This is a genomic window from Mycobacterium sp., from assembly GCF_035697385.1.
Classification (GTDB): domain Bacteria; phylum Actinomycetota; class Actinomycetes; order Mycobacteriales; family Mycobacteriaceae; genus Mycobacterium.
The window spans coordinates 15010-40049 of record NZ_DASSCY010000294.1 but is presented as its reverse complement, the minus strand read 5'-3'; the positions used below and the strand labels follow the sequence as shown (position 1 = coordinate 40049).

The following is a 25040-nucleotide window of genomic DNA, read 5'->3' as shown; positions in this document are numbered from 1 at the left end:
CAGTCCGGCAGCCGACGACACGTTGACCAGGTGCCCGCCGTTGCGGGCGGCCAGCATGGGCGGCATGAACGTTTCGATGACGTGGATCGGCCCCATCAAGTTGATGTCGACCATCGACTTCCAGTGCTGATGGGTGAGCTGGTCGACTGTGCCCCAAGCCGACACCCCGGCGATGTTCATCACCACATCCATCGCCGGATGGTTGTCGTGGATGCGCGAGGCGAACGCGGCCACATCCTCGTAGTTCGAGATGTCGAGGACCCGGTATTCGGGCACCTGCGCGCCCAGCGCACGGGCGTCGGCGACGGTCTTCTCCAAGCCTTCCGCGTCACGGTCGGTGAGGTAGAGCTCGGCGCCCTCGGCGGCCAACTTCAGGGCGGTCGCCCGCCCGATGCCGCTGGCGGCTCCGGTGAGAAAACAACGCTTACCGGCAAAACCGCTCCCCTGCGCCATGGCGCAGACGATACCGGCTAGGCCGCCTGGTCTTTGGCGAGGAACTCCTCGATGCCCACAGGCGCGCGACCGAGCAGCTTCTCAATGTCGCCCAGCGGCGTTTCCAGCAGGCCGGCGCGGACGCTCGCGCCGAATCCAGTCAGCACGCCCGTCATCTCGGCCGGCAGCCCCGCGGCCACCAGCCCCTTCTCGTACTGCTCGTCGGACACGTGAAGGACTTCGACCGATCGCCCGTAGCGGGCCGCCAGCACGGCCGCGATCGCATCGTCGTCGAGCAGTCGTGGCCCCGCGATGTCGTAGACCGTGTTGTCGTACCCGTCGCCGAGAAGAACCGCGGCCGCGGCGGCCGCGCAGTCATCACGTGTCACCGGCGCGTGCCGCCCGTCTCCGTTATTGGTGACGAGGGTCCCGGCGGCGCCTGCCTGTGCCCAGCCGGGAGCCAAGAGGTCGATGTAGAGACCGTTGCGCAGCATCGTCCACGACGGTCCGGCGCGGCGCAGTGCGTCCTCAGTGGCAGCGTGGTCGTCGGACAGTGGGCGCAGCGCGATGGGAAATTCGCTGTCGGGGTTGGACATTGACGTGTATGCGATGCGGCTTACCCCGGCTGCGGCGGCGGCCTTGATGGCAGCCTCGTGCTGCGGTCGCCTGTGCCCCACCGCGTCGGTGGAGACCAGCAGCAGCACATCGACTCCACCGAAAGCGGTCGCCAGGGTGTCCGGCTGGTCGAAGTCCGCATGCCGGACGATCGCACCGGCATCGGTGAATTCGGCGAGCGCGGCCGGTCTGCGACTGAACAGCACGAGGTCGGCCGGCCGGTGCGACGCCAGCACGTACTGCGCGGTGCGCCGGCCGAGCGTTCCGGAGGCTCCGGTAATCCCGATGACTGCCATGTGGTCTCCCAACCGGTTACTGTTTGATACTGACCACATCGTGCGGAACTAGGAGAAGCGATGCAAGAAGGCACTTTGGCGTCCGTCAGGCACACCGCGGTAACCCCGCAGGTCCCGACGTTGAGCAAGTGGTTAGCCGTGGCGCCCGACACAGTGCTCGGTGCGTGCCCGGTCCGCGATGTCCTCGACCGCATCGGCGATAAGTGGTCTGTTTTGGTGATCACGCTGCTGGGGGAACGACCGATGCGCTTCACCGAGCTCAAGCGGTCGATCGGCCTTGTGTCGCAACGGATGCTGACACGAACGCTTCGCGGCCTCGAGCGCGACGGCCTTGTGACCCGCACCGTGCATCCCGTCGTCCCACCGCGAGTCGATTACGAGCTGACCGAACTCGGTCACGGCCTGCACGGCATCCTCGCGAAGGTCGCGGAATGGGCGTTCACACACAACGATCACGTCGCCAAGGCCCGCGAGGAATACGACCGGCAGCTAGTCGCCGAGTGGGCGCCCACCCCATAATCCGTATAGCCACAGCCGCTCGACCATCTCGACGGCGCGAGCCGGATCCTGACCGCGGCCGACGAACGCGCTGTCATGGGTGAGCGTCATCGTGGTCGTGGCAGCCAGCGTCCGCACCAGCGCGGGCAGGTCGTCGGAAATTGGTCGCGCGTCGGTGTCCTGCTCAATGAGCGTGACGATCTTGTCGATGACGCCGTCGGCGAAGTCGTCCATCATTTCCCGGATCTGCGCATCGGTATTCCTCGCCACCGCACAGGCGCTCATGATCGGGTCATTGGTGGCGTATACCGCCGCGGCACTGCCGACCATCCGCTTCGCGAAGGCCGATGGAGTCTCCCCTGGCTCGCGCGGCGCGAAATCGTGCGTCAGATTGTCGAGCAGGTCGCCTGCGTCGGCCAGGATCACCGCGAGCACTGCGTATTTCGAGTCGAAGTAGAAGTAGAAGCCCGACCGAGCGACGCCGGCCCGCTCGCTGATCGTGCTCACCGACAGATCGCTGAACGGCCGCTCCTCGAGCAGTTCGCGGACCGCAGTCACGATGGCATCGCGCTGCCGGTCGCCGCGGGTGCGACGGACCTCCGGAGCGGGTTGGGCATTCATCGCCGTAGACCTTCGCACCGCGACGCGCCGGATCCCAAACTTGACATGCGTCAAGTCTGCCATCCAGGATGAAGATTAGGAGTGACAACGGCCACAGTCTTTTCGCTGAGGAGCATTGCATGGCGACGATCAGCACTACCGATTACCTGCTCGATCAGGCCAAACGGCGGTTGAAGCCGACGCCCGTCACGATCCCGGGCATGGGCGTGGCCGAAAAGCGGCTGAAGGAACGGCAGTGGGACCAGTTCGTGCTGGCCGAACCGCCGGCGGACAGTGGCCTCAAGCCCGTGATGGGCGATTCGGGCCTGCCGATCATCGGCCACATGATCGAGTTCTTCCGCGGTGGGCCCGACTTCGCCCTGGACGTGTACCGCAGGTACGGCCCGATTCATTACCAGCAGACGCCCGCGCTGTCGTCGGTGCTGGCATTGGGTCCCGATGCGACGCAGGCGGTGTTCTCCAACCGCAACAAGGAGTTCTCCCAGCGCGCATGGGATCCGGTCATCGGGCCGTTCTTCGATCGCGGTCTGATGTTGCTCGACTTCGACGAGCACATGTTCCACCGCCGCATCATGCAAGAGGCCTTCACCCGTACGCGGCTGTCGGGGTATGTGAAACACATCGACTCAGTGGCAACGCAGGTGCTGGCCAACGACTGGGTGGCCGATGACCCGAGATTCCTGTTCCATCCCGCCGCCAAGGAGCTCACCCTCGACATCGCGTCGGTGGTGTTCATGGGCCACGAACCCGGTACCGATAAGGCGCTGGTGACCACCATCAACCAGGCCTTCACCACGACCACGCGAGCCGGTAACGCAATCGTGCGCAAACCGGTCCGCCCCCTGACCTGGTGGCGCGGCATCGAGGCCCGCAAGACCCTCGAGGACTACTTCTCGGAACGCGTCGCCGAAAAGCGCAGCGGCAGCGGCACAGACATGCTCAGCGTGCTATGCCACGCCGAAGACGAGGACGGGCAGCGGTTCAGCGACAACGACATCGTCGCGCACATGATCTTCTTGATGATGGCGGCCCACGACACCTCGACGTCGACGATGACGACGATGGCCTACCACCTGGCGGCCAACCCGGAATGGCAGGAGCGCTGCCGCGACGAGTCGGCCCGCATCGGCGACGGGCCGCTGGACATCGAGGCGCTCGACAAGCTGGAAACCTACGACCTGGTGATCAACGAATCGCTGCGGATGACCACACCGCTTCCGATGAACTTCAGGCGGGCGGTCCGCGATATCGACCTACTCGGCTACTTCATCCCTGCGGGTACCGATGTGGTGACCTGGCCGTCGATGAACCATCGCCTTCCGGAGCTGTGGACGGATCCGGAGAAGTTCGATCCGGACCGCTTTGCCGAGCCCCGCTCGGAGCACAAGCGGCACCGCTACGCGTTCGCCCCGTTCGGCGGCGGGGCGCACAAGTGCATCGGCATGGTGTTCGGTCAGCTGGAGATCAAAACCGTCATGCATCGACTGCTGCGCAAGTACCGACTCGAGTTGGTCCGTCCCGGATACAAGCCGCGCTACGACTACGGCGGCATGCCGGTCCCGCTCGATGGCATGCCGATTGTGCTGCGGCCGTTGCACTGACCGGCGTCAGGTCGTCAGCAGGCGATTCGCGCAGGCGATGACGGCACGCAGCGCCGACTGCGTCGGATCGTCCGAGAGGCCCATGGCCCACTCGGCGTGGGCGCCGTCGGAGCCACGAACGAATGTCGCGGTGTTCTCGCCTGCCGGAACCTGGTGAAAGGCGACCATCTCGAGCGCGATGCCGCGGTCGTAGAGCATCGCCGTCAGCGCTGCGACGGGACCGCAAGCGGCCGCAGCAGAGGTGCTGATGCGGTCCCCGACCGCCAAGGTGGCCTGGTAGTTGCGGGCCTGCGGACCCAATTGGCTGGCGGGACGGTTGGCGTCGGTACAGGTCCAGTTGCCCAGCCGCAGCGGTCCGGAACTGGGCGCGTACTCAGCGAGAAAAGCTTCCCAAGACATCGCGTCGGCCTCCTCGCGCAGACCACGTGGCATTGGTGCGCCGATCTGGGCCGCAAATGTCAGCGGCGCTGCGCTGGTCGCGGATTGAAATGTCATGTGCCGGTCTTCTCTGGTTTTCAGGAACGACCGACGTAGCAGCTTCGACCCACAGCGAGGGGTCGGTCAGGATCAGACCCCGCTGCGGGTTGCTACTACGAGTCGCCTCGGCACGATCGCGACTCTAGACGCCCCCTGATCGGCGCGCAAACAATTTTCGTTTCGTGTTCTGGATAGAGCCCTGATCCACCCAGTGCTCGTCATCGGCGACAGGCTCTGCGATGACGACGGCGCCGCCGTCGGAAGCCAGGGTTTCTATGTGGACCTCAGTGACTTCGGGGACGAGACGTCCATCGATGCCGCCATCGCGGGTTTCACCGCTCACCGCGCCCTGATCGAACAGGCCAAGGGAATCCTGATGATGACCTACGGCATCTCCGCCGAACAGGCCTTCGACATCCTCGTGTGGCGCTCTCAGGAGACCAACGTCAAGTTGCGCACCCTGGTGCTGCAGATCATCGAGGACTTCACGACGCGAATACACGTGCCGCGCGAGGTCCGCGAGCGCGCCGACCACCTGGTGCTGACAGCTCACCGGCGCCTGCACACGGCGGCGTCCCCGCTGGACGCGGCCAGCGACGCCTGCTAGCCCAGCGCCCCGACGAACAACGGCAGGAACGGCCGGTGGTTGGGCATGCCGTCGCGACGGAACGGCATGCTGTCATGCGACGCCGCGTACCACTGCTCCCGGGAGACGTCGCTCAGGTCGAGCCGCCGGCCCAGCAGAGCGGCCACGGTATGCAGAAGTAATGTGCCCGTCCTGCCGTTGCCCTCCCGGAACGGATGGATGTGGTTGTACTCGGCGTAGAGACGGGCAAGCCGGTATGCCAGCGCGGGCGCGTCCAGTCGAGCGCCATGGTTCGCGATGGCGCGCGCAGACTCGTGCACATGCACCATCGATCGAGCCACGGACGACTGCCATGCGAAGACCGAGTCCCCGCGGCGCAACTCCGTGACGCGATAGACGCCCGCCCAAGGGTAGACGTCGCCGAACACATGTTGATGGATGGCGCGAACGTCGAGATCGCGTATGTCGACAGCGCCGTGCGCCAACCGGCAATGCCACGCCGTGATGCGTGCGGCGGTGGCGACGAATTCCAGCTCTGCAAGCGCTTCGAACGAATCGATGCCAAAGTTGTTGCGCAACACCGTCGTTCCCGGGATCAGATAGGGTCGCCTGCGCCGAAAGACGTGCCGCTGTTCGCGGCGCTCCGGCGTGCCGCTAACCGGATAGCGGGCCCGGTACACCGCGAAGTAGTCGCCGAAGGACGTCTCGTCGCAGACCAATGCGACCAACGCGTCGACGTGCTCGTCCGTCGGCCGCCAGCCCTCTAGCCGTTCAGCGGCCAGCGTCTGCTCGATGGCGTGCCGAAGAGGATCGGGCAGCGCGTCACGCGTCCGCATCGGCCGGTCCTGCGCACGCTGGCATGCGATGGAACGTTGGCAGATGGGCTCGGGCATAGTCAAGGATCGTGACATGGTGGGACACGGCTTTCCTCGCCGCAGCGGGGATCGTCGGCGGTCTCACCGGAAGCATCGCGGGACTCGCCTCGGTTGCCACCTATCCCGCACTGCTGCTCGTCGGCCTGCCGCCCGTGACGGCCAACGTGACCAACACCGTCGCCCTGGTGTTCAACGGCATCGGGTCGGTGTGGGGGTCGCGGCCAGAACTCAAGGGCCAAGAAGAGTGGATCAAGCGCATCGTTCCCGCCGCCGCGCTCGGCGGTGCCACAGGTGCCGCCCTCTTATTGTCCACGCCCGCAGAAGGTTTCGAACGGGTCGTTCCGATTCTACTGGGCGTGGCGTCGCTCGCAATCGTGCTGCCACGGCGAGCCAATCGATACGCGAAAGTCGCCAGCCACCAACGGCATACGGCCGGCGTCTATTTCGAGGTCGCCGCGATCTTCCTGATCTCGATCTACGGTGGCTACTTCGGCGCGGCCGCCGGAGTGCTCCTGCTCGCACTGCTACTCAGCGCGGGACAGGACACGCTCGCCCACGCCAACGCCGGTAAGAACGTGCTGCTCGGCGTCGCCAATGGCGTCGCGGCACTGGCATTCGTATTCCTGGCACCAGTGCAGTGGCTCGCCGTCATCCCTCTCGGGGTCGGATGTCTGATCGGCTCGCGACTGGGGCCGATGGTGGTCCGGCACGCGCCCGCCGGCCCTCTGCGAGTGATAATCGGGGCCTCGGGCCTGGCGCTGGCAATCAAGCTTGGTGTCGATACGTACGGCTAAGTCAGTGCGAATGGGCTGTCGCCCTTGGCAACTCGAGTGCCCATGTCGATCAGGTTCTGCGCGTTGGCATGTAGTCGTTCCCCCGCATCGCGGCTGGCCTGCCCTATCAGAAACCGTGACCAAGTGCCCTCGATCACGATGCCCAGTTTGAAACACGCCATCGCGACATACCAATCGAGACTTGACGTCTCACGTCCCCCGGCCGCCAGGTACGCCTCGAGGAGCTCGCGGCGGGTCGCGAGCCCGCCGAGTGCAGCCAGCTGGGCTCCGGCGGTGATCGTGTTTGTCTCCAGCGGCCAACAGATCAGCATCCAACCCAGATCCAGCAGTGGGTCGCCGACCGTGCACATCTCCCAGTCGACGAACGCAGCCAACTCCGGCTTGTCGCGGCGGAGCAGAACATTGCTCAGATGCGGGTCGCCGTGCATGATTCCTGGCTCGCCATCCGCCGGGCGGTTTGACTCCAGCCACGCCGCCAGGTCCGCGACGGCCAGCGACTCCGGCTCATAGCTGTCGTGGCGATAGCTGTCCAGCAGCCGGAGAAACTGCGGAACCTGGCGCTCTAGAAAGGATCCCGGCCGTTTGAGCTCGGCCAGCGGACTGCCTTTCCATGCCACGTTGCCGAGCTTCGCCAGGCTGGCCGCGTAGGACAAGCCAACCCGATGTCGCCAGTCGGAGTTGCGGACGTACACCTCCTCCATGCTGTCACCGGGGTTGAAGCCGTCGACCTCCTCCATCAGGTAGAACACCACGCCGAGCACGTCAAGATCGTCGCAACCCGCGATGAAGCCGGGATGCGGCACCGACGAACCTGCCAATGTGCGCAGCGCGGCGATCTCACGCAGCATCGTCTTGTCGCTCGTCGGCCGAGGATGTACCGGTGGCCGTCGCAGCACCATGGGCCGCCCGTCGACCAAAAGCCGGACGACGATGTTCTGCGTCCCGCCGGTCAGCGGCTCAACGCCGGTGACCGACTCGCCGATACCCTGCGCGCGCATCCAGCGCTGCAATGCCGCCTGGTCGGCGTCGGACAGTGTCGGCAGCGGCGCGTCGTCGGGCACACCGACATGGTCTCAGGCGTTGCGTGCAGTCAGCAGCAAGTACTCCCATTCCATGCTCGATGAGCTGCTCAAGACGCTGTCGCCCACCTGGGCGATGGCCGCGTCGAGTTCGGCGACGCGCTCCGCGTCGCTCTCGATGTTGCGGTACACCGCGATCGTCGGCCCGTAGACCGCCTTGAAGTAGTCGCGGAACTCGGCGCCGTCGGCGAAGTGGTCAACGGTCAGCATCCGCCGCTCGGTGACGACATCGGTGACGTGGTCGCCGAGCAGCGCGCGGACATGATCTTCTTGACCCCACAGCGGAGGCGGTTGCGCGCCAGGAGGCGGTGCCGGAGCGTACGGCTTCATCGCGGCCCACAACTGGCCGATGTGGCCCTCGGGCGTCCAGCTGATCAAACCGATTCTGCCGCCCGGTTTGCACACCCGAACCAACTCGCCGGCGGCGAGCTGATGGAACGGCGCGAACATCACGCCGATACAGGACATCACCACATCGAATTCGTTGTCCCCGAAAGGTAATTCATGCGCGTTGGCCTCGCGCCATTCGAGGTCGACGCCGCGTTCCGCGGCCACTCGGCTGCCTTGCTCCAACAGTTCCGGGCATAGGTCGCTGGCGACGACGCTCGCCCCAGTCTCTGCGGCGGGAATAGCCGCATTCCCGGTGCCGGCTGCCACGTCCAGCACTCGATCGCCCGGCCCGATGCCGGTGGCCTCTACCAGCACGGGTCCCAGCGGCGCGACGAGTTCGGCCGCGAGTTTCGCGTAGTCGCCAGACGCCCACATGGCGCGATGTTTGGCCGCCACTGCTTGGGTGTCAACGGTTGGTGTTGGGTTGCTCATGGTCGATTCCTCCCTTGATCGGTGCAAACATGGTCTCGCCGCCGATCGCACGGATCTAGTTACAAATCTGTACTAGCACTGGTTCCATATCTGTACTGCTCACTCAACGCCGGGAGGTGCGCAAATGTCCGGATACGGCCAATTCTGTCCGGTCGCCAAGGCGATGGAGCTACTCGACGAGCGATGGACGCTGCTCGTCGTCCGCGAACTGCTGCTTGGCAGCAGGCACTTCAACGATTTGCGCCGTGGCGTACCGAAGATGTCTCCGGCGCTGTTGTCGAAACGACTGAAGTCGCTCGCCCGCGCCGGCGTCGTCGAACGCGCCGAAATCGACGGCCGCACCACGTACTCGCTCACGGAATGCGGCAAGGAGCTCACCGAGGTGGTCGACGCGCTCGGCAGCTGGGGCGTGCGCTGGATCGGCGAACTCGGTGAGGAGGACCTCGACCCCCATCTGCTGATGTGGGACATTCGGCGCACCATTCCCGTCGCCGAGTGGCCGCGGTCGCGGACCACGCTGGCGTTCCGCCTCGACGGGGTGGCGCCACGGGTGTCGCGGTGGTGGCTGGTGGTCGCCGACGGCGAGGCCGACGTGTGCGACTTCGACCCGGGCTACGAGGCGGTTGGCACCGTCGAGACGAGCCTGCGCACGCTCACCCGCATCTGGCGTGGCGACGTCAGCTGGCCGCATGCACTGCTCGACGGCAGCGTCGCGGTGTCCGGCCCCGCCGAGGTTCGCCGAGCCATCCCCGGCTGGATCGGTCAGTCGTTATTGTCGGCGGTGCCCCGCCCGGCGTGAAAGGCGTTGCTACGCCTGATAATCCAGGCAGGCCTCAGCCCCGTTGATGACGCCCTCGCGGAAGGCCTTCACCCGTGCCCATCCGGCACCCTGACGCTCGACGTCGCCCTCGCCACGGAACACCAACAGTGCCGTGATCGCTTCGTCGAGGTCACCAGGCGAGATGTGGTAGGTGCTGGTCTCCGGGCGGTTGTACAGGATCACGCTGGCCGTGTAACCGCCGGCAAGACAGTCGCCGCGCAGGGTTGACGTCTTCTCGTCCGACTCGTCGCCCAGCCGGGTCAGCGCCGCCAAGCCCCACTGGGTGGCCAGCAGTGAGGCGACCGCGTAATCGCCGCCCTGTTCGTACACCCGCGGCATGCCCGCCACGTTGTCCCAGCCGACGTAATCGTCTGGCACGCAATAGAACAGCACGTAGCCCTGCGCGGACTGGTCACCGCACATCGGTGGCTGGTCGGGATGGAACGGTTCAATGCTGCGCAGCGGTGGCCACTCCTGCCCGTTGGTCAGCTCGGGGTAGACCTGGGTCCAGTAGTCCTCGATGTCGTAGGGCACGCCGTTGACGATGGAGTCGTAGGGGGCGTTGCCCTCCTGCGCCGCGTCCTCCTCGGTACTGAAAGGCAGCTCGAGCACCATCGGGTCGTCGTCGCGGTAGTTCTTGCACTTCTCCAGGCCGTTGTCGTAGCCGTCCTGGAATGCGCTGACCCGGTCGAAACCGCTGCCGTGAGCATTCGGGTCGATCTTCGACGTGCCCGGCGTATCGCGCAGATCGAGCACACCGGCCAGGGCAAGGTCCAGGTCGGCGGCGTTGACGTCGAAGACGCCGTCGTCCTGGGCGTGCTTCGACCATGCTCCCGCAAAGCAGTCGGCCTGTAGCTCGCTGGTGACTGTGCGCGCGGTGAAGTTCGACCGCGCCTGAACCGCGTGTCCCCACTCGTGGGCCATCACTACCGGGATCGCAAAATCGCCGAATTTTGCCTGCAGGCCGGGCAATAACTCCTCTGCGTCCCAGGCCACCACGTCCTCGGTCGAGCAGTAGAACGCATTCATTGCGACATCGTCGGCCGCGTTCGCGCAAGGTGGTACGTCGCGCCCTGAGGGGTAGACGGCGTAGTAGCCGCCGCTTATCGGCTCCCAATCACTGTTGTAGAGGTTCGGGTACTGCTCACCCCAGAACTGCTCGAGGTCGGCAATGGCCTGGATGGCGATCTTGTTGACCGGATCCGACGCATCGCCCTCGATCGTGATGTTGCTGGTGTCGGGCGGCGACGACGTTTTCGACGCCTCTCCGGACACTTCCGGCTTCGACCCGCCGCATGCCGCAAGGAGCAAAACGGCAGCAGCTAGTGACCACACCTTGATGCGCATGGGCAAACTTTAGCGGTCAAGATCAGAATTGGCTGCAAAGCGCAGTGATCAGTCGAGAATGCGGCGCGCGACGTTGGTGGTGACCAGGTCGAGCAGCTCGTCGGCCCGCCCCGCCAAGATGGTGCGGATCGCGTATAGCGAGAAACCCTTCGCCTGCTCGACGGTGATGGCAGGCGGTATCGACAGCTCCTGACGTGCTGTCACCACGTCGACGACGGCCGGTCCGTCGTGCGCGAACGCATCGACCAACGCCTGCTCCAACTCGGCCGGCTGATCGACGCGTCGTCCGAAGATGCCCATCGCCTGCGCGACGGAGGCGAAATTCGGGTTCACCAGGTCGGTGCCGAAGTTGACGATGCCGGCGGCCTTCATCTCCAACTCGACGAAGTTCAGCGACGAGTTGTTGAAGACGATCACCTTCACCGGCAAGCGATTCTGGAGCAGCGTCACCAGCTCGCCGAACAACATGGTCAAGCCGCCGTCGCCTGCCAGCGCGACCACCTGACGATCGCGGAACGCCGTCTGCGCGCCGATCGCGTGCGGCAGCGCGCACGCCATGGTGCCGTGGTTGAACGAGCCGACCAGCCTGCGTCGGCCGTTCATCGTGACGTACCGCGCCGCCCACACCACCGGCGACCCGACGTCGACTGTGAAGACGGCATTTTCGGCGGCCAACCGATTAGCAAGTCCCGCAACGTATTCCGGCCGGATCGGGGTGCGGTCGCGGTCGTTGACCGCCAGGTCGTCCATCGTCTTGCGGGTCTTGCGGTAATGGCGCAGCGAGCGGTCCAGGTGCTCGCGGCGTTCCTTCTGACGCAGCAGCGGCTGCAGCGCGGCGACCGTATCTTTGACGGCGCCAACGAGTCCCAGGTCGATTGGCGTGCGACGGCCGAGGTGACGGCCGCGGATGTCGACCTGGATCACCTTGGCGTGGTCGGGATAGAACTGCTGATACGGGAAGTCGGTGCCCAGCATCAGCAGCGCGTCGGCCTCCTTGATCGCCTTGTAGCCCGACGCGAACCCGAGCAGACCGGTCATGCCGACGTCGAACGGGTTGTCGTATTCGATGAACTCCTTGCCGCGCAACGCATGAACGATCGGCGCACCGAGCGTCGAGGCAAGCTGAATCACGGCGTCGTGGGCGCCTGCGACACCTGCGCCTGCGAGGATCGTGACGGCCTCGGCGTCGTTGAGGATCGCCGCCGCTCGGCGCAACGACTCGTCGTCGGGGCACACCACCGAGCGCGTCGCGACAACGGGATGTGCTTGCCACCCCGAGGCGTTGGCGCGTTGCAGGAAGATCTCGCCGGGGATCACGACGACAGCCACCCCGCGCTCTTCGACGGCGGTCCGCATCGCCATCTCGAGAATGCGTGGCGCCATCTCCGCAGTGCTGACCAGTTCGCAGTAGACGCTGCATTCGCGGAACAGGTCCTGCGGATGCGTCTCCTGGAAGTAATCGGAGCCGATCTCGCTGCGCGGGATGTGCGCCGCGATCGCCAGCACCGGGACACGGCTGCGCTGCGCGTCGAACAGGCCGTTGATCAGATGCAGATTGCCGGGACCGCAACTGCCCGCGCAGACCGCGAGCTGATCCGTCAACGCCGCGTCGGCCGCCGCCGCGAATGCTGCGGTCTCTTCGTGACGAACGTGCTCCCAGGTGATTTCGCCGGAGCGCCGGATCGCGTCGGTGAAGCCGTTGAGGCTGTCGCCCGGCAGGCCGTAGACACGTCGAACACCACTATTCGTCAGAGCCGAGATGACATGATCAGCAACAGTCGCCACGTGCGCAGCGTAGCGCCGCCCGACTACTTGGGGGCGAAGCGCTGGCCCGCGTCCAACCGGATGCACTGGCCGTTGAGCATCGCGTTCTCCACGATCGCGACGGCCAGCTTGGCGTACTCGTCCGGCCGGCCGAGGCGCTTGGGGAACGCGGCGTCCTTGGTCAGTTGCGCGGCGAACTCGTCGGGAATGCCCTCGGTCAGCCCGGTGGCGAACAAGCTAGGAGCGATCGCCAACACGCGGATGCCCATGCTCCCGAGGTCGCGCGCCATCGTCAGGCACATACCGGCGATGGCCGCCTTCGACGCCGTGTACGCGACCTGGCCGATCTGCCCTTCGAACGCGGCGATCGACGCGGTGTTGATGATGACGCCGCGCTCCTCGTCCTCCGGCTCGTTCTTGCTCATCTGCCACGCCGCCAACCGGCTGATGTTGAAGGTGCCGATCAGGTTGAGATCCACGCTGGCGCGGAACGAATCAAGGCTGTGGGGACCGGTCTTGCTGATGGTGCGCTCGCCGATTCCGCCGCCCGCGGTGGTCACCGCGATGTGCAAGCCGCCGAGGCCGTCGACGGCCTGCTGAAGGACCAGCTCCGTGCCGGCGAAGTCGGTGACGTCGAGCTCGTAGAAGGACCCACCGATGGTTTCGGCGACTTCCTTGCCCTTCGACTGCGGGCGATCAAGCACCGCCACGCTGGCGCCGCGCTTGGCCAACGCCTCGGCGGTCGCCCGCCCAAACCCTGATGCCCCACCAACGACGACGGCCTTCTTGCCCTCGATCTCCATCCAGCTTCCTTTCAAGACTGTGACGATCCCTTTCGACGCACATTACTGTAAGCCTTTCGGGTGATTCGCCCAGGTACCTTTGGCGCCATGACAGCGCGGGGGACGAAGGCGTTGGCCGGTGTTGCGGCCGCCGCCGTGGCGCTCGGGGTAACCCAGTTGATCGCCGTCGCGTTCGGGCCGCAGGCCGACGCCCGTACCGCAGTCGGATCGACGGTCATCGACCTGACCCCAGGGCCGGTCAAAGAGTGGGCAATCCAGACCTTTGGCATGGCCGACAAGCTCGTTCTGTCCGTGCTCGTGCTGGTGGTGATCGCCGTCGTTGCCACCGTCGCCGCGATAGCCGAGACGCGTCGACTGCCTGTGGGCAGCATCGCGATCGTGGCTGCCGGCATCGCGGGGTGCGCGGCGGTGCTGTCGCGGGCCGGTGCGTCGGTCGTCGACATCGTCCCGACACTCGTCGGAACCGCTTGCGGTGTCGCGGTGTTGCGGCTGCTTATCTCGGGACGGTTCACCGACGAGCCAGTGGCCGACGATGCCCCTGACTCCCCCGACCGCGGCCGACGGCTCTCACTGGTGACGCTCGGCTTCCTCGGGGCGGGTGCACTCAGTGGAGTCGGTGGCGCGGTCCTGTCCCGTCTGACGTCGTCGGTGGCCGGCGACCGTGACGCGTTCGCGTTGCCGCAGGTGGACGTCGGCGCCCCCGCCGTGCCCGCTACCGTGCAGCCGAAAGGCGTTGCGCTGCCGTCGTTTATCACCAGCAATGCCGACTTTTACCGAATCGACACCGCGCTGACGGTGCCGCAGCTGAGCCGCAACGACTGGCAGCTGAAGATCCACGGCATGGTGGATCGCGAGGTCACCTTGACCTTCGAAGATCTTCAGCGATTCGACGTCGTCGAGAAGGTGGTGACGCTGACCTGCGTGTCCAATCCGGTTGGCGGAGATCTCATCGGAAACGCGTCGTGGACGGGCTATCGGGTGCGAGATCTGTTGGCGGAAGCTGGTGTTCACAGCGACGCCGACATGGTGCTGTCCATGTCGATCGATGGGTTCACCGCGGGCAGTCCCGTCGAGGCCCTCACCGACGGTCGCGATTCCCTGCTGGCGATCGGCATGAACGGTCAGCCGCTGCCCACCGAGCACGGTTACCCAGCACGCCTGGTGGTGCCGGGCCTTTACGGCTACGTCTCGGCCACCAAGTGGGTTGTCGATCTGGAGCTGACGCGATTCGATCGCGCCGAGGCGTATTGGACGCGGCTGGGCTGGTCGGCCCGCGGACCGATCAAGACCGAGTCCCGCATCGATGTGCCCCGCAGTGGTCAGGACGTCGCCCGCGGCCCGGTGACGTTCGGCGGCGTCGCGTGGGCGCAGAACCGCGGCGTGCGCGCCGTCGAGGTCCGCATCGATGACGGGCAGTGGCGCCCGGCCGAACTCGGCGCGAGCTACTCCAACGACACGTGGCGGCTGTGGAGTTTCCCGTGGCAGGCGGACGAACCCGGCTTGCACACCATCAGCGTGCGGGCCACCGACAACTCCGGCGCCGTCCAGACGTCCGAGCTCGCCGACCCCATCCCCGACGGCGCCACCGGCTGGCACACCGTCTCCTTCGCCGTGAAATAACTCCGCGACAGTGCGTGTTTGCGGCCCGGCACGCCGAAAATTCACATGCAAACACGCACGCTCACGCCTAAATTGGCGCCACGTGACCCCTCAACCCGCAGACCAGTGGCGCACCAAACTGCACGACGCACTGCTGACTGCGCGCAAGGACCGCGACACCATGCGGACTTCCGCGCTGCGGTCGGCGCTGAGCGCGATCGACAACGCCGGAGCCGTTCCGACGGCGACATTGGGAACAGAGACTCCCGATGGCGCGCAGGTCGACGGAGCCTCCAGCGGGACGATCGCGGGCGCCGTCACGGGCCTCGGTGGCGCCGAAGTGGCGCGCCGTCAGCTGTCCGACACGCAGATCCGCGCGCTGCTGCGCGCCGAGGTCGACGATCGGATGTCCGCGGCGGACGCGTTCACCGCGGGCGGCCACCCCGAGCGCGCCACCACCCTGCGAGAAGAGGCAGCCGTCCTCACCGACCTGCTCGGGAATGTCTGAGCCTCATGCGAGGCTGAGTTCGTGCAGCTCGTTGACGTCGCTACCGCGTCGGCCGAGGTCGGCGCCACGTCGGCCCGGCTGGCCAAAATCGCCCGGATCGCCGAATTGCTGCGTGTCGCAGGCGCCGAGGACAACCCGCGGCTTGTCGCGGTCGCGGTGTCGTGGCTATCCGGCGAGCTGCCGCAACGGCAGATCGGCGTCGGCTGGGCGGCACTGCGTTCATTACCGTCGCCTGCCACCGAGCCGTCGCTGACGGTGCTGGAGGTCGACGCCAGGTTCACTGAGATCGGCGCGGTCGCCGGCAAGGGATCGCAGGCGCGACGGGCCCAGCTCGTCACCGAGTTGTTCGGCACAGCGACCGACGGCGAGCAGACGTTCCTGCGCCGCCTGCTCGGCGGGGAACTGCGCCAGGGCGCTCTCATCGGGGTGATGGCCGATGCCGTGGCCAAGGCGGCGGAGCTCCCGGCCACCGCGGTGCGACGCGCGGCGATGCTCGGCGGCGCGCTGCCCGCAGTTGCGGCCGCAGCACTCACCGGCGGCGAGGCGGCGCTGGCACAGTTCACTCTCAAGGTCGGCCGGCCGGTGGGCCCGATGCTGGCGCAGACCGCGACCGGTGTCGCCGAGGCGCTCGAACGTCTCGGTGGCACAGCGGTATTCGAGGCCAAGCTGGATGGCGCGCGGGTGCAGATCCACCGCGTTGGCGATGCGGTGTCGATCTACACCCGCAGCCTCGATGACGTCACCGAGCGCCTGCCAGAGGTGGTCGAGGCGACGCTGGCGCTGCCCGTCACCGACCTGATCGCCGACGCCGAGGCGATCGCGCTGCGTCCTGACGGGCGCCCGCATCGCTTCCAGGTCACCGCGTCGCGGTTCGGGCGCTCGGTCGATATCGCGGCCGCACGCGTCGCGCAGCCGCTGTCGGTGTTCGTGTTCGATCTGCTGCACCTCGACGGCACCGACCTGCTCGACCGACCTACCAGCGAACGGCTTGCGGCACTGGACAGCATCGTGCCCGAGACCCAGAGGGTGGACCGGTTGATCACCACCAAAGCCGATGTCGCCCAACGGTTCCTCGACGTGACACTGGAAGCCGGGCACGAGGGCGTGATGGCGAAATCGCTCGGTGCGCCGTATGAGGCGGGCCGTCGCGGTGCGGGCTGGCTGAAGGTCAAACCGGTGCACACGCTCGACCTGGTGGTGCTTGGCGTCGAGTGGGGTTCGGGCCGTCGCACCGGCAAGCTGTCCAACATCCACCTCGGCGCCCGCGACCCGGCGACAGGCGGATTCGTCATGCTCGGAAAGACTTTCAAGGGAATGACGGACGCGATGCTGGAGTGGCAGACCGCCCGATTCACGGAACTGGCCGACGGGCCTACCGACGGCTATGTGGTGAAGGTAAGGCCCGAGCAGGTGGTCGAGATCGCGTTCGACGGCGTGCAGGGCTCGTCGCGCTACCCAGGCGGTATGGCGTTGCGGTTCGCGCGGGTGCTGCGTTACCGCGACGACAAGGGCCCGGCCGAGGCCGACACCATCGACACGGTTCGCGCGTTCTACGAGCGCGGCGCTAGTTGAGCACGAGCGTCAGGCGCTCGTCCTCTCGCGCAATATGTGTCCGCACATTCTGCGCATTGCCCGCCCTGAATACGACGAACTCGTAGTCGCCCATCCCAGAGGTGGCGATGCTGATTTCGCCGCGCTCGTCTGTGACCATGCCGATGTCCCGGATCTCGCCGGGCGCCGAGGCGATGCTCACGATGGCATCGACCACGGGGCGCCCGGCGGAGTCTCGGAAAGCGACGGTGACCACGCCTGCCTCCCGGCTCCTGCGGGTGCTTACAACCCGAGATTCTTCCAGCTCAGCAGCATGTTGTAGACGTTGCTGTTGATCCGAGTCGCCGAATTGCCCGACCCGGCACCGTTGGTGTGGATTCCCACGCCGTAGCGGGCGCCGTTTTCCAGAACCCAGACCGGCGAGCCGCTCTGCCCGCCCATGGTGTCGATGTCATACGTGATGACCTGATTGGACACCGACTTCGGCCGCTGCGCCATGAACCACTGCTGGCGGCCACCCTTGTCGCCGGGATAACCCGACAGGTTGAGCGCCGCGCCGCTCAGAAACGCGTCGGTTCTCGCGCCAAACCCGAAGTACCCGGTCTGGTCGCCGGGCCGTGAGCCGGAAGGAAGGATGATCGCGCCGTAATCGAATTCGCGGTTCTTGCTGGTGGTCCAGCCGGTCACACTGCGAAGGTCCGTGCCGGCGTGAACGCCGTAGGGCTGATCGGCGTCGTTGCATGCGGGGATCACCCGGATCGACCGCGCCCAGCCCCCTTCTTCGTGCATGTAGACGCAGTGGCCCGCGGTGATCACGGTCCGCGGGCCGATCAGCCATCCGGTTCCGATGAACTGGCGGTTGTTCGCCGCGGTGATGCTCAGCGCACACACCGCGCGCCAGGGAAACGCCCTGGTGTTGGTGACGCGGATGCGCTCGTCCGGGCCGATGATGACCTCGAGGGTGGTTTCGGCGACTTCTGGATAGCTGCCCACGATCGCGTCGGGGGCGGCAACGGTGTCGGATTCGTCGAGCGCCAGTCCCCCGGTTTCACCCGGTTCGCTGGCCGCCACCTCGCCGCCTGCCGTCAGTGTCGCGACTAGAGCCTCGGCGTTCGTCGACTCCGTGTACGGGTCGGGGTTGTTCAAGTCGAGCCCGCTGGGCGACTCGTATTCGGTGGTGACTGGCGGCGCGGTGGCCACCGGTCCGGATGAGTCGATGACCTCGTAGTCGGTCAACGAGGCCGGCCGGCGGTTCGATTTGGTGGTGCTTCCCATGGTGATCGGTCCCTTGTCTTGCTGGCTGGTGGGTGAATCCATCCAAGTCGGGCGGGTGTGATCGCGGCGTTATCGATACGTCACACCGCGGTGGGGACGCAGCGCTCGGTGTCTGCGCGGACACCGTCGTCGAGGGCCTCCAGCAGCAGCCGTTCCATCTGCGCCGACGCTGAAATGCCGAGTTCGGAGCGCGCGATGCGGACGTAACTGTGGAATTGCCGGATGGCCTCGGAAGGATTGCCTTCCAGCAGGTGGGCTCTCATCAGGGCCCGGTGAGCCGACTCGCGGGTCGGGTCACCCACCACGCTCGCTAGCCCGGCCATGACGGCCGACGCGAACCGGCCGTGTTCGGCGTGCAGCACGCACAGCTGGTCGAGTGCGTGTAGCCGCAGCTGGCGGTGCCTTTCGCGTTCGTGGGTAAGCCATTCATCGCACCAGCCGGGTAGCAGGTCGGTGGACAATCGCTGCACACAGCCGATATCGAGCGGCACGTGATCGCCGTCGAGCACCGCTGTGGCCAACGCCCGCGCGCGGCCCAGGTCGGATTCGACGTCCCGATTCAGCATCAGAGTTTCGCCACAGACGACCACCGGTGACCAGGGTGCGCGTGCGAGCCCCCACAGCGTCGCGCGAAGGCTTGCCAGGGCTCGGGCGTTGATCACATCGGGCCATAGTCGTTCGGCAGCAGTGGATCTCGCCACCGCGCCGCCGTTCACGGCCAGTAGCGCTACCAGTCGCTGCGCCCGCACGGGCAGGTTCAGTGGCCTTCCATCGCGGATCACGTCGAATACAGGCAGCATGTTCAGTCGTGCCATGTCGGGTCCCCCGTAAGGCTCGGCGTCCGTACTCCATGAGTCGATCTGCGCCCCATGCTGCGCCGCGTGCGGTGCGAGCCGCATGCGTAGTCGGCTACTCGCTTTTTCCCGGGCGCCACGCGTTGACGGAATGCAGCTGAATTGGGGGCAGGTCCAACATGGCAGTGGAAGGATCGGCCCAAGGCACAAGAAACTCCACCGTCGACGAGGGGAGAGAACGTGGCTTCACCCACCGCCGCACCATCGGACCGCATCGAGGAAACCGAAGGCGACGTCACCTATATCCGCACGGACAAGGATTTGCCGCCGGTAGCCATCATCGACCGCTCGCCGATCACCACGCGGCACAAGATCATCTTCGGGATCATCGCGCTCATCGGTGCGATCGCGTGGGCGATCATCGCGTTCTTCCGCGGGGAGACCGTCAACGCGGTGTGGTTCGTCATCGCCGCAATCTGCACCTACGTGATCGGTTTCCGGTTCTACGCACGGCTGATCGAGATGAACATCGTGAAGCCTCGCGACGACAACGCCACTCCGGCAGAGCTTTTCGAGAACGACACCGACTACATGCCGACCGACCGTCGGGTGCTGTTCGGCCACCATTTCGCGGCGATCGCCGGCGCAGGCCCCCTGGTCGGCCCGGTGCTGGCCATGCAGATGGGTTACCTGCCGGGCACCATCTGGATCATCATCGGCGCGGTGTTCGCCGGGTGTGTGCAGGACTTTTTGGTGCTGTCGATCTCCACCCGGCGGCGCGGCCGTTCGCTGGGCCAGATGGCACGCGAAGAGCTGGGTGCTGTCGGCGGCGCGGCCGCCATCGTCGGGGTCCTCGCCATCATGGTGATCCTGCTGGCGGTGCTGGCGTTGGTGGTGGTGCAGGCACTTGCTCAAAGCCCGTGGGGCGTGTTCTCCATCGCGATGACGATCCCTATCGCCCTCTTCATGGGCGTATACCTGCGCTTCCTGCGCCCGGGCCGGGTGTCGGAAGTGTCGGCGATCGGTGTTGTGCTGTTGCTGCTGGCGGTGGCGTCGGGTAGCTGGGTCGCCGAAACATCTTGGGGTGCAGCTTGGTTCGACCTATCGCCGGTTGCGTTGTCCTGGTGCCTCATCATCTATGGCTTTGCCGCTTCGGTGCTGCCGGTGTGGTTGCTGCTGGCGCCGCGCGACTATTTGTCCACGTTCATGAAGGTGGGCACCATCGCGCTGCTCGCGGTCGGCATCCTGATCGCCAGGCCGGTGATGGAAGCCGAGGCGATCTCACCGTTCGCCCTCAGCGGTACCGGTCCGGTGTTCGCCGGGTCGCTGTTCCCGTTCCTGTTCATCACCATTGCGTGCGGCGCGTTGTCCGGTTTCCACTCGCTGATCTCGTCGGGCACCACGCCAAAGCTGTTGGAGAAGGAAAGCCAGATGCGGCTGATCGGCTACGGCGGCATGCTGACCGAGTCATTCGTCGGCATCATGGCGCTGATCACCGCCGCCATCCTCAATCAGCACCTGTACTTCACGCTCAATGCGCCCGCCGCCCAGACCGGCGGCACGGCGGAAACCGCAGCGGCCTACGTCAACGGACTCGGCTTGTCCGGGCCTCCGGCCACCGCGGAGCAGATCACCCAAGCAGCCGAGGATGTCGGTGAAACGTCGATCGTGTCGCGCACCGGTGGGGCCCCGACGCTGGCGTTCGGCATGTCCGAAGTGCTGAGCAAGGTCTTCGGCGGCGACGCGCTCAAGGCGTTCTGGTATCACTTCGCGATCATGTTCGAGGCTCTGTTCATCCTGACGACGGTCGACGCCGGCACCCGCGTCTGCCGCTTCATGCTGTCGGACGGGCTGAGCAATCTCGGTGGGCCGCTGCGCAAGTTGAAGGATCCGAGCTGGCGCCCTGGCGCGTGGGCGTGCAGCGTCATCGTGGTCGCCGCATGGGGCAGCATCCTGCTGATGGGCGTCACCGATCCGCTCGGTGGCATCAACACGCTGTTCCCGTTGTTCGGCATCGCCAATCAGTTGCTCGCGGCGATTGCGCTGACCGTCGTCACGGTGGTGGTGATCAAGAAGGGCCTGCTGAAATGGGCCTGGATACCCGGTGTTCCGCTGCTGTGGGATCTCACCGTGACGCTCACGGCGTCCTGGCAGAAGATCTTCTCCGGCGACCCCAAGGTCGGCTACTGGACGCAGCACGGCATCTGCCAGGCCGCACAAGAGGCGGGAAGGCTCTGCCTTACTGCGAAGACCCCCGGTGACGTCGACAAGATCGTGCGCAACACGTACATCCAGGGCACGCTGTCGATACTGTTCGCGTCGCTGACGGTGATCGTGTTCGCCGCCGGAGTCATAATGGCACTACGGGCAATTCGTGGTACCGGAACGCCGTTGAGCGAAGACGAGCCGGTGGCATCCCGGATATTCGCCCCGTCGGGCCTGATCCCGACAGCCGTCGAGAGGAAGGTGCAGAAGCAATGGGACGCGTTGCCGAAGTCGCACACCAGATCGGTTGGTACTGGGGCACATTGATGGGTGACAATCACTACCGCCGTTACGTCGAACACCGCAGGCTCACGCACCCCGGCGAGTCCGTCATGTCGGAGCGGGAGTACTGGCGCAGGCGCCACGATGCGACGGAGTCCAACCCCAACCCTCGCTGCTGCTAGGGCCCGACGACTAGCCAGACGCAACGACGCCGTCGGAAACCCACGGCGCCAGTGGCGAATCCGACGACCGAAACCCCTCGGGCACGTCCTCGGTAACGTCCCACGTTGCCGTCAACCGCCCCATGCCCAACGCGTAGGCACAGTGCACGCCGAGTTCGACAAGCTCGTCCTCGGTGAAGTGGCGCCGCAGATCGTCGTACACCGTGTTGTCGATCGACAGATGATCGGTGGCGAAGAGGTCGGCGAATCTCAACGCGCTGCGCTCGGCCTGCGACAAGTCGTCAGCGTCTGCGGGCCGCTCGAGCGAGCACACCGCATCTTCCGTGAGGCCGTCGTCGATGGCACTCTGATAGCGCACCGACATACAGCTTCGGCACTGGTTGTGGAAGGCGATCCTGAGCCGGACCAGTTCCACGAGTCTCGGCGGGAGGGTTCCGCTGGTCTGCAGAGCCGCCTTCAGCGAGCCCAGTGCGCCTGCCACTTCGGGACGATGCCCGAGTATCGCCGCCACCCCGAGGTTGATCCGGTCGCCGTGACCGAGATCAGCGGTGGAAATCGATTCGAACGCCGTTGAAGGAGTAATTCGAGCCATCATCGCCTCGCGTCGCCGTAAGTTGTCGGTTACGTACACGCTATACGGCCGGGGGTCGTTTCGGCGCTAAACTGTCGGCCATACGGTAAGGCCGTCGTGAAAGGAGCGTCCTGATGAACAAGGACGACATGATCTTGATCAGCGTTGACGATCACATTGTCGAGCCGCCGGACATGTTCAAGAACCATCTGCCGAAGCGCTACATCGATGACGCCCCGCAGTTGGTGCACAACCCGGACGGCAGTGATACGTGGCAGTTCCGGGACACGGTGATTCCGAATGTGGCGCTCAATGCGGTGGCGGGCCGGCCCAAGGAGGAGTACGGCCTGGAGCCCCAGGGGCTCGACGAGATCCGGCCGGGGTGCTGGCAGGTCGATGAACGGGTCAAGGACATGAACGCCGGCGGCATCCTGGGATCCATCTGTTTCCCGTCGTTTCCGGGCTTTGCGGGTCGGTTGTTCGCCACCGAGGACCCCGACTTTTCGTTGGCGCTGTTGCAGGCCTACAACGACTGGCATGTCGAGGAGTGGTGTGCGGCGTATCCGGCGCGGTTCATTCCGATGTGCTTGCCGGTGATTTGGGACGCCGAAGCCTGCGCTGCTGAAGTGCGTCGCAACGCCAAGCGGGGGGTGCATGCGTTGACGTTCACCGAGAATCCGGCGGCGATGGGATATCCGTCGTTCCACGATGACTACTGGACGCCGCTGTGGGAGGCGCTGGTGGACACCGACACGGTGATGAATGTGCACATCGGCTCGTCAGGGAAGTTGGCGATCACCGCCGCGGATGCGCCGATGGATGTGATGATCACCCTGCAGCCGATGAACATCGTGCAGGCCGCCGCGGATCTGTTGTGGTCCAAGCCGATCAAGAAGTATCCCGACCTGAAGATCGGGTTGTCCGAAGGCGGCACCGGGTGGATCCCGTACTTCCTTGAGCGCGCAGATCGCACCTACGAGATGCATTCGACGTGGACGGGTCAGGACTTCAAGGGTCAGAAGCCTTCGGAGGTGTTCCGCGAGCACTTCTTGACCTGTTTCATCTCCGATCACGTCGGGGTCAAGCTGCGCAACGACATCGGTATCGACAACATCTGCTGGGAAGCCGACTACCCGCACAGCGACTCGATGTGGCCAGGCGCCCCTGAGCAGCTGCACGAGGTGCTCACCGAAAACAACGTGCCCGATGACGAGGTCAACAAGATGACCTTCGAGAACGCGATGCGCTGGTATCACTGGGACCCGTTCAGCCACATCTCCAAAGACCAGGCCACCGTCGGCGCGCTGCGCAAAGCCGCCGAAGGCCACGATGTGTCCATCAGGGCGCTGTCCCACCACGAAAAGGGCACGCGAGGAGACGCGCTGCACGCTGCAACGCGCGGAAACTCCGGGGACTAGCGCTTCAGCGAATAGCGGATCGGCAGGTGCTTGAGCCCGCCGACGAAAGTGGTCGCGACGTACTCGGGCTCTCCTGCCAGCTCAACTGAATCCAACCGCGGCAGCAGCTCACTGAAGAAGCTGTTGATCTCCATGCGGGCCAGGGCCGCGCCGAGACAGAAGTGCACGCCGTAGCCAAAGGCCATGTGCTTGTTGGGATCTCGCGTGACGTCGAACCGGAACGGATCGTCGAAGATCTCTTCGTCGCGATTGGCCGACGGGTACGACAGCAGTACCGACTCCCCGGCCCTGATCGGCACACCGCGCACGGTGGTGTCCTCGCTGGCGGTGCGCATGAACTCCTTGACCGGTGTGACCCAGCGGATCATCTCCTCTGTTCCCAGCGGCATCAAATCCATGTTGTCGCGCAGGCGCATTCGTTGATCGGGATTCTCGATCAGGGCATGCAGCCCACCGGAAATGGTGGCGCTGGTGGTGTCGTGGCCGGCGGTGGCGATGATCAGGTAATACGAGACAACGTCGATGTCGGATAGGCGCTCACCACCGACGACGGCATTCGAGATCGCAGAGGCCAGGTCCTCCGTCGGGTGTTCGCGGCGCGACGCGGTCAGCGCGTTGAAGTATTCAAACATGTCCATCAGCGCCGCTCCGTGCTCCTCTAGCGTGGTGCCCCGCTGAAGTTCATCATCGTCGCTGCCCAACAACTCCTGGCTGTACGTGAGGATTCGCGGGAAGTCAGCTTCGGGCAAACCCAGCAGGGACATGATCACGTACAGCGGGAAGTTCACCGCGACCTCCTGAACGAAGTCGCATTCAGTCCCGGCGGCCATCATCCGGTCCACGAACATCTTGGCCAGTTCGTCGACACGAACCTTCATCGCCCGCATGGCTTTTGGCCGGAACCAGTCCGCGCCGATCGCCCGCACGACGCGATGCTGCGGATCATCCAAGTGGATCAAGGTCTTCAGGCCCATCCCTGCCTGTAGCTCGTCGGACTCGGTGGTCATCAGCACGGGGCGCGGCGAGTTGGTGAAGAGGGTGTTGGCGCGTTCGATCGCCATGATGTCGGCGTGCTTCGTGATCGCCCAGAACGGCCGGTAATTCGGCACGTCGACCCATGACACCGGAGCATGGGCGCGTAGATGGCTCAGCGCCGCATGAAGTTTCGGCTCGTCGGTGTACGCCTTGGGATCGGCGAAGACCTTGGCTGCCTCATCCATGATCG

The 25040-nt window shown here is 65.6% G+C and carries 26 protein-coding genes; 11 read left to right on the top strand and 15 right to left on the bottom strand.

The window, feature by feature from the left end:
- On the bottom strand, window positions 1–453 hold a 453-nt coding region (locus VFH65_RS25200; RefSeq protein ID WP_353325253.1), incomplete at its 3' end, for an SDR family NAD(P)-dependent oxidoreductase.
- A gap of 17 nt (window positions 454–470) precedes the next feature.
- A complete protein-coding gene (locus VFH65_RS25195) occupies window positions 471–1343 on the bottom strand; it encodes an NAD(P)H-binding protein (protein ID WP_353325251.1) in 873 nt (290 codons plus the stop codon).
- Between the two features lie 60 nt (window positions 1344–1403).
- Here VFH65_RS25195 and VFH65_RS25190 point away from each other — a divergent pair, with 60 nt between their 5' ends.
- Window positions 1404–1862 (top strand): winged helix-turn-helix transcriptional regulator, encoded by a 459-nt coding sequence (locus VFH65_RS25190; protein ID WP_353325250.1) that lies wholly within the window; start codon window positions 1404–1406, stop codon window positions 1860–1862.
- Here VFH65_RS25190 and VFH65_RS25185 read toward each other — a convergent pair.
- A complete protein-coding gene (locus VFH65_RS25185; protein ID WP_353325249.1) occupies window positions 1833–2462 on the bottom strand; it encodes a TetR/AcrR family transcriptional regulator in 630 nt (209 codons plus the stop codon). The two genes, VFH65_RS25190 and VFH65_RS25185, sit on opposite strands and share 30 nt — an antisense overlap.
- 119 nt (window positions 2463–2581) lie before the next feature.
- Here VFH65_RS25185 and VFH65_RS25180 point away from each other — a divergent pair, with 119 nt between their 5' ends.
- Entirely contained in the window at window positions 2582–4063 is a 1482-nt protein-coding gene (locus VFH65_RS25180) for a cytochrome P450 (protein ID WP_353325247.1), read from the top strand.
- Window positions 4064–4069: 6 nt separating this feature from the next.
- On the opposite strand, the gene VFH65_RS25175 is transcribed toward VFH65_RS25180, so the two are convergent.
- Window positions 4070–4558, bottom strand: coding sequence for a homocitrate synthase (locus VFH65_RS25175; RefSeq protein WP_414688503.1), 489 nt, complete (start codon window positions 4556–4558; stop codon window positions 4070–4072).
- Between the two features lie 193 nt (window positions 4559–4751).
- Here VFH65_RS25175 and VFH65_RS25170 point away from each other — a divergent pair, with 193 nt between their 5' ends.
- A complete protein-coding gene (locus VFH65_RS25170; protein WP_353325246.1) occupies window positions 4752–5147 on the top strand; it encodes an ANTAR domain-containing protein in 396 nt (131 codons plus the stop codon).
- Here VFH65_RS25170 and VFH65_RS25165 read toward each other — a convergent pair.
- A complete protein-coding gene (locus VFH65_RS25165) occupies window positions 5144–5962 on the bottom strand; it encodes a Fic family protein (protein ID WP_353325244.1) in 819 nt (272 codons plus the stop codon). The two genes, VFH65_RS25170 and VFH65_RS25165, sit on opposite strands and share 4 nt — an antisense overlap.
- Window positions 5963–6030: 68 nt before the next feature.
- On the opposite strand from VFH65_RS25165, the gene VFH65_RS25160 reads away from it, so the two are divergent.
- Complete coding sequence (locus tag VFH65_RS25160) at window positions 6031–6795, top strand: sulfite exporter TauE/SafE family protein (protein ID WP_353325242.1); 765 nt, start codon at window positions 6031–6033, stop codon at window positions 6793–6795.
- Here the strand turns inward: VFH65_RS25160 and VFH65_RS25155 are convergent.
- On the bottom strand, window positions 6792–7856 hold the full coding sequence (locus tag VFH65_RS25155; RefSeq protein ID WP_353325240.1) for a phosphotransferase family protein: 1065 nt from the start codon (window positions 7854–7856) through the stop codon (window positions 6792–6794). The genes VFH65_RS25160 and VFH65_RS25155 overlap by 4 nt on opposite strands.
- Window positions 7857–7868: 12 nt before the next feature.
- On the bottom strand, window positions 7869–8696 hold the full coding sequence (locus tag VFH65_RS25150; RefSeq protein ID WP_353325239.1) for a class I SAM-dependent methyltransferase: 828 nt from the start codon (window positions 8694–8696) through the stop codon (window positions 7869–7871).
- A gap of 124 nt (window positions 8697–8820) precedes the next feature.
- Here VFH65_RS25150 and VFH65_RS25145 point away from each other — a divergent pair, with 124 nt between their 5' ends.
- Entirely contained in the window at window positions 8821–9495 is a 675-nt protein-coding gene (locus tag VFH65_RS25145) for a winged helix-turn-helix transcriptional regulator (protein ID WP_353325237.1), read from the top strand.
- A gap of 9 nt (window positions 9496–9504) precedes the next feature.
- On the opposite strand, the gene VFH65_RS25140 is transcribed toward VFH65_RS25145, so the two are convergent.
- From VFH65_RS25140 to VFH65_RS25130, 3 genes are read right to left on the bottom strand one after another with little or no spacing between them, the layout of a single operon-like run.
- Window positions 9505–10863: a neutral zinc metallopeptidase gene (locus tag VFH65_RS25140; RefSeq protein ID WP_353325235.1), complete on the bottom strand. Its 1359-nt coding sequence runs from the start codon at window positions 10861–10863 to the stop codon at window positions 9505–9507.
- 48 nt (window positions 10864–10911) lie between these two features.
- Window positions 10912–12648 carry a ubiquinone-dependent pyruvate dehydrogenase gene (poxB, locus tag VFH65_RS25135; RefSeq protein ID WP_353325234.1) on the bottom strand — a complete coding sequence of 579 codons (1737 nt, stop codon included), beginning with the start codon at window positions 12646–12648 and terminating at the stop codon, window positions 10912–10914.
- Window positions 12649–12671: 23 nt separating this feature from the next.
- Window positions 12672–13430: an SDR family NAD(P)-dependent oxidoreductase gene (locus VFH65_RS25130; protein ID WP_353325232.1), complete on the bottom strand. Its 759-nt coding sequence runs from the start codon at window positions 13428–13430 to the stop codon at window positions 12672–12674.
- An 87-nt stretch (window positions 13431–13517) separates the two neighbouring features.
- On the opposite strand from VFH65_RS25130, the gene VFH65_RS25125 reads away from it, so the two are divergent.
- From VFH65_RS25125 to VFH65_RS25115, 3 genes are all read left to right on the top strand, one after another.
- Window positions 13518–15050 carry a molybdopterin-dependent oxidoreductase gene (locus VFH65_RS25125; protein ID WP_353325231.1) on the top strand — a complete coding sequence of 511 codons (1533 nt, stop codon included), beginning with the start codon at window positions 13518–13520 and terminating at the stop codon, window positions 15048–15050.
- Between the two features lie 82 nt (window positions 15051–15132).
- The gene (locus tag VFH65_RS25120) at window positions 15133–15537 is read left to right on the top strand and encodes a glutamyl-tRNA amidotransferase (protein WP_353325229.1); all 405 of its coding nucleotides are present in this window, start codon (window positions 15133–15135) and stop codon (window positions 15535–15537) included.
- A 21-nt stretch (window positions 15538–15558) separates the two neighbouring features.
- A complete protein-coding gene (locus VFH65_RS25115; RefSeq protein ID WP_353325227.1) occupies window positions 15559–17109 on the top strand; it encodes an ATP-dependent DNA ligase in 1551 nt (516 codons plus the stop codon).
- Here the strand turns inward: VFH65_RS25115 and VFH65_RS25110 are convergent.
- Genes VFH65_RS25110 through VFH65_RS25100 form a run of 3 tightly spaced genes read right to left on the bottom strand, consistent with a single transcriptional unit; the run spans window position 17102 to window position 19262 of the window.
- Window positions 17102–17344, bottom strand: a complete 243-nt coding sequence (locus VFH65_RS25110; RefSeq protein WP_353325225.1) for a hypothetical protein — start codon at window positions 17342–17344, stop codon at window positions 17102–17104. The genes VFH65_RS25115 and VFH65_RS25110 overlap by 8 nt on opposite strands.
- Before the next feature lie 26 nt (window positions 17345–17370).
- A complete protein-coding gene (locus tag VFH65_RS25105) occupies window positions 17371–18405 on the bottom strand; it encodes a trypsin-like serine peptidase (protein WP_353325224.1) in 1035 nt (344 codons plus the stop codon).
- A 38-nt stretch (window positions 18406–18443) separates the two neighbouring features.
- On the bottom strand, window positions 18444–19262 hold the full coding sequence (locus VFH65_RS25100) for an AfsR/SARP family transcriptional regulator (RefSeq protein ID WP_353325222.1): 819 nt from the start codon (window positions 19260–19262) through the stop codon (window positions 18444–18446).
- A gap of 135 nt (window positions 19263–19397) precedes the next feature.
- Here VFH65_RS25100 and VFH65_RS25095 point away from each other — a divergent pair, with 135 nt between their 5' ends.
- Both VFH65_RS25095 and VFH65_RS25090 read left to right on the top strand, forming a co-directional pair.
- Window positions 19398–21689: a carbon starvation CstA family protein gene (locus VFH65_RS25095; RefSeq protein ID WP_353325220.1), complete on the top strand. Its 2292-nt coding sequence runs from the start codon at window positions 19398–19400 to the stop codon at window positions 21687–21689.
- The gene (locus tag VFH65_RS25090; RefSeq protein WP_353325219.1) at window positions 21635–21826 is read left to right on the top strand and encodes a YbdD/YjiX family protein; all 192 of its coding nucleotides are present in this window, start codon (window positions 21635–21637) and stop codon (window positions 21824–21826) included. The genes VFH65_RS25095 and VFH65_RS25090 overlap by 55 nt, the downstream gene beginning before the upstream one ends.
- 10 nt (window positions 21827–21836) lie before the next feature.
- Here VFH65_RS25090 and VFH65_RS25085 read toward each other — a convergent pair whose 3' ends face one another.
- A complete protein-coding gene (locus VFH65_RS25085) occupies window positions 21837–22421 on the bottom strand; it encodes a carboxymuconolactone decarboxylase family protein (protein ID WP_353325218.1) in 585 nt (194 codons plus the stop codon).
- A 110-nt stretch (window positions 22422–22531) separates the two neighbouring features.
- Between VFH65_RS25085 and VFH65_RS25080 the strand changes: the two genes are divergently transcribed.
- The gene (locus VFH65_RS25080; protein WP_353325216.1) at window positions 22532–23815 is read left to right on the top strand and encodes an amidohydrolase family protein; all 1284 of its coding nucleotides are present in this window, start codon (window positions 22532–22534) and stop codon (window positions 23813–23815) included.
- On the opposite strand, the gene VFH65_RS25075 is transcribed toward VFH65_RS25080, so the two are convergent.
- Entirely contained in the window at window positions 23812–25035 is a 1224-nt protein-coding gene (locus VFH65_RS25075; RefSeq protein ID WP_353325255.1) for a cytochrome P450, read from the bottom strand. The genes VFH65_RS25080 and VFH65_RS25075 overlap by 4 nt on opposite strands.
- Between the last annotated feature and the right edge of the window lie 5 nt (window positions 25036–25040).